We start from the raw sequence: 4,115 nt of genomic DNA, 5'->3' as shown, positions 1-4,115 counted from the left end.
GCGTGAGACGAAATCGTCGACGCCAGCCGCCTTTGCCGCGTCGATGATCTGCTCATCGGTAGCCTCCGGGCAAGCCATCAGGAGATTTTCCTTGATGGTCCCCGAGAACAGATCGCCAGCCTGCGCAACGATGCCGACAGCGGCCCGAACTTCTGACGGGTGATACTGGCGAATATCGATCCCATCCAGCAGCAGCTCACCGGAGGTCGGCAGGAACAGCCGGCCGACCAGCCGACCCATCGTCGTCTTTCCCGATCCTATGCGACCGATGATGCCGATCCGCTCTCCCGGCTTCACCGTGAAATTCAGACCGGTCAAAACCTCGTTTTCCGCGCCGGGATAGACAAACCCGACATTCCTGAACGCCATCGCCCCGTTGCGAATGGGTCGGTTGACGAAACCCACCGTGTCCGGCCGGTCCTCCGGTTGCTCCATGATCGAGTTCACCATCCTCAGCGAGAGCATGGCCTGGCGAAACCGGGACAGCGTGATGGCGATCTGGCCGAGCGGAGCCACCGCCCTGCTCGCCAGCATGACCGTTCCTATGATTGCTCCTGTCGAAACATGCCCTTCCGAGAAGGCGTAAGCGCCGGCCACCACAAGAGCGACTGTCACCAGCTGTTGTATCGACTGGGTTATGTTGCCTGCGGCCGCCGACAGTTGCTTGATCTTCTCGGACGTGTTGGCGGCGTTCTTGGAGTGCTCTCCCCATTTTCGCAGCAGATACGCCTCGGCGCGCAGCGACTTGATCGTCTCCAGCGTCGAGATGGATTCGACCAGCAGGGCCTGGCGTTGCGAAGCTTCGTTCATCGAGGCGGCGACGCGCTTGCCGATGCGGCGCTGGGTAATCAAGCCGACGATGACGGACATCACAAAGGCCAGCGCCGGTATGATCACCAGCCAGCCGCCTATCGCATAGATGACGAGAAGAAAGACGAAGACGAATGCCGTGTCGATGAACACGCTGATGGTGTTCGAGGTGAAGAACTCTCTGACGAACTCATATTGCGTGACCCGGTTTGCGTATTCACCGGTCGAGTCGGGACGCGCCGACAGTGACGAGTTCAGCACTTTTTCGAACAGAAGATACGATATCCGAAGATCCGCCTTGCGCCCGGCATAGTCGATGAGGGAAGCCCTGGCCGTCTTCAAAAGCAGATCGAACAGGATGACGGCGCCGATGCCGATGGCCAGAACCCACAGTGTGGATATTGCCTTGTTCGGCAGGATCCTGTCGTAGACGTTCATCGTGAAGATGGGTGAGGCAATGGCCAGAACATTAATGAATATCGCAGCAAGGACGACTTTCGAGTAGGTGCGCCAGAAGGCGCCCATCGTCCCCGTCAGCCAATGGCGCCTTTCGATCTTCTGTGCCGAGCCGACCTTCATCGCCTCGGTGGCATTGGCATAGGTGATCGAGAAGGACGCGCCGCCGCTGATATAGCTGGCAGCCAGCTCGGATCTGCTGATCGTGGTGCGGCCGTCTTCTTGGGGCGCAGTCAGGTATTCGCCCGCTTCAATCTCCGCGAGCAGGGCGACAGGCAGTTGGCTGGCGCGAAACAGAATGGCGGGCAGATCGACGCGCCCGCGCAGGAAATCGCGATGACTGACGTCCTTGACCTCGAGGCCGATGCGCTCGGCAAGGTGCCGAATATCCTCCACCTCAATTCGCGTCTCTGAAATCGGCACCCCGGCAAACAGCACTGTCTCGGCGCTCGGCCTGCCAAGATAGCCGGCGACCGCTGAAAAGCAGGCTTTGAATGCCTCCTTGGGGGAGAGGATGTTGGGTTGCTGGTTCACGATATGCCCGTAAGGACCCTCGCTGGACCCTGCACCGTCCTACTTCTTCCTCACTGGCGCAAGGATATCGAAAGGCAGGTCGTTTTTCTGCTCCGATGGCGTCCGCGCATAGGTTTCAGTGTCCGCGGTTTCTGGTGCGTTGAACTCGGATCGTGCATAGGCCGTCGCTTGCTTTGCCGGCTGAAGACCCATCGTTTTCAGCAATTGACCTGTCGCGGCCAGAAGTCGGTATTGGGCGAACAGCGATGCATAGGATGCTGTGTCCGCCAGCGTTGCCGTGTTGAACCGGGTATTCTGCGCATCGAGCACGTCGAGCAGCGACCGTTGCCCTACCTTGAATTGCTCGCGGTAAGACGAAACCAGCTTTTCACTGGAAGCGGCTTGCAGCCTGAGCGTCTTTGCCAGGTCGGCTTGCCGGAAACGGCGATCCCATGATGTGCGGACAGCCTCCTCGATCTCACGCAAGACCTGGTGATAGGCAAGCCGCTGTTCGCTGGCACGGCGGATCTGCTCCTGTTCATTGGCCTTGTCTATGCCGCCTCGATACAGGTTCCAACGCAGCACCAGACGCGCCTGCAGGTCACTGGCGTCGCCATTGTCGCCGTCAATATCATACCCTCCCCTGGCACGGCCTTCGGCCAAAACTTCGGGGCCGTATTTCGCCCGGGCCRCATCCACCATGGAAGCAGCAGCGGCGATATCGCTGGTGGCCATGTGAACGCGTGGATTGTTCTGTCGTGCCAGGCCCAGCGCATCGTCAAGTGACCTCGGCAGTGCGGCGGCGACATCACCGGGCCGCGAAGCATTGACCAGCGGTTTGCCGACGGTCTTGAAGAACCGGATCCTGGAGGCTTCCAGTTCTTCGCTCGCCTCCTGCATGCGTGCCTGGGCTGCGAACAGACRCTCTTCGGCCTGCTGCCGGTCGGCCTCGTTCAGCGCCCCGCCCGAGATGCCTTGCCGGATGTCGCCGAGTATCGCCTGATGGAAACCGAGGTTCTTCTTGGCTTCGGCGACGATCGAAGCCTGCAGCATGTATTCAAGGTAGTCTTGGACGACCGACAGCCCGATGAATTCCGAGCGTTCCAGCACCCGAAAGGACGCTCCGTCGACCCGCGATGCCTGGCGGTTCAATTCCGCCCGCCGCGCGCCGCTGTCAAACAGCTTCTGTGTGACCACCAGATCCGCTTCCGCCGGATAGAGCGAATCGTCCTCTATCGACAGTGCGCGCCGGGACGTATTGTCGAGGCGACGAACTCCAGCCGATGCCTCGACATCGACACTGGGAAGATAAAGGCCCTTGGCCTGTCGCAACTCGAACTCGATTGCTTCGCGGTTTTCAATTGCCTGTCCAATCTCGGGATTGGATTCCACCGCGACAGCCATCGCCTCCTTGAGCGTGAGCGCATGAGCACTCGCGCAAGTCAGCATTGTAGCCGCCATCAAAAGACCAAGGCGCTTGCCGACGGCCGAGATGCTTGTCTTATTCATATAACCCACCCTAAAGTTTCCCCCAGCACCCTTATTCGAGAGCGCTACGCCAAGCCAAGGCCTGCCTCCGAGAACTATCCACAGTTTCACGAAATGTGTGAGGAATTATTGAATTAGCTCCTGCTAAATCGATGATTCAGGCGACAAGATTGTTAGATGTAGCAAAAATGGCACATAAGCATAGACCCCCTGCGATCGTATCCTGACGCTGTCAGTTGGGAAAAGGACCAAAAACGGAAGGTGGTTAACCAAGGCAGGGAGAATCAAGCAGGGATAGCCGCTATTTGCGACCAAACCGAAGGCAGATCGCTGTTGCGGCAATCTTTTCGGGGGATCAAGGATTGCGACGGCGCCGTGAACTAGATGTTCTCGCGGGTGTAGATCTCGAAGGGCAGGATCGTCGTGAAGTTGCCGCCTTCGTTCGGGGCCGAGACGGCGCGGACCATGCCGGCCAGCGCTTCTTGGGCGATGCGGGCCAGCGGGTGCGAAATGACGAAGGTCAGCGTGCCGTCGAGAAGTGCGGCGCGGGTCGTGTCCATCAGTTCATAGCCGACGACCACGACGCTGCCGGCCCGACCGGTGGAGCGCAGCGCCGCCATGGCGCCGGTGATGCCGCCGCCGGCGACATAGAGGCCAGACAGATCCGGATTTTCGTTCAGCAGCTTTTCGGTCATTTCCTGGGCGATGGCGCTGGATTCGAAGGTCAGCAGCGGCTCYAGCAGCGTGAAGCCAGGAGCATGTTCGCGGAAATAGGAACGGAAGCCGCTCTCGTTCATCTCCTGGCAGCGGTAGCGATGGTTGCCGACCAGGATGCCCAGTCTGCCGGG

General features: G+C 59.6%; 3 protein-coding genes. All 3 read right to left on the bottom strand.

Translation table 11 applies throughout. The annotated features are described in order from the left end of the window. Window positions 1–1,800: ABC transporter transmembrane domain-containing protein (locus tag ACXJ7R_RS26410; RefSeq protein ID WP_457154394.1), on the bottom strand; the 1,800-nt coding region annotated here is incomplete at its 3' end. A 39-nt stretch (window positions 1,801–1,839) separates the two neighbouring features. Then, window positions 1,840–3,288 carry a TolC family protein gene (locus ACXJ7R_RS26405; protein ID WP_457154395.1) on the bottom strand — a complete coding sequence of 483 codons (1,449 nt, stop codon included), beginning with the start codon at window positions 3,286–3,288 and terminating at the stop codon, window positions 1,840–1,842. 359 nt (window positions 3,289–3,647) lie between these two features. Next, window positions 3,648–4,115, bottom strand: a 468-nt coding sequence (locus ACXJ7R_RS26400) for a substrate-binding domain-containing protein (RefSeq protein ID WP_457154393.1), incomplete at its 5' end; no start/stop codon positions are given.

It is taken from the genome of Mesorhizobium sp. P5_C1 (genome assembly GCF_054049815.1).
Note: the sequence above shows the minus strand (reverse complement) of the source record. Positions and strands in the feature narration are given on the sequence as shown.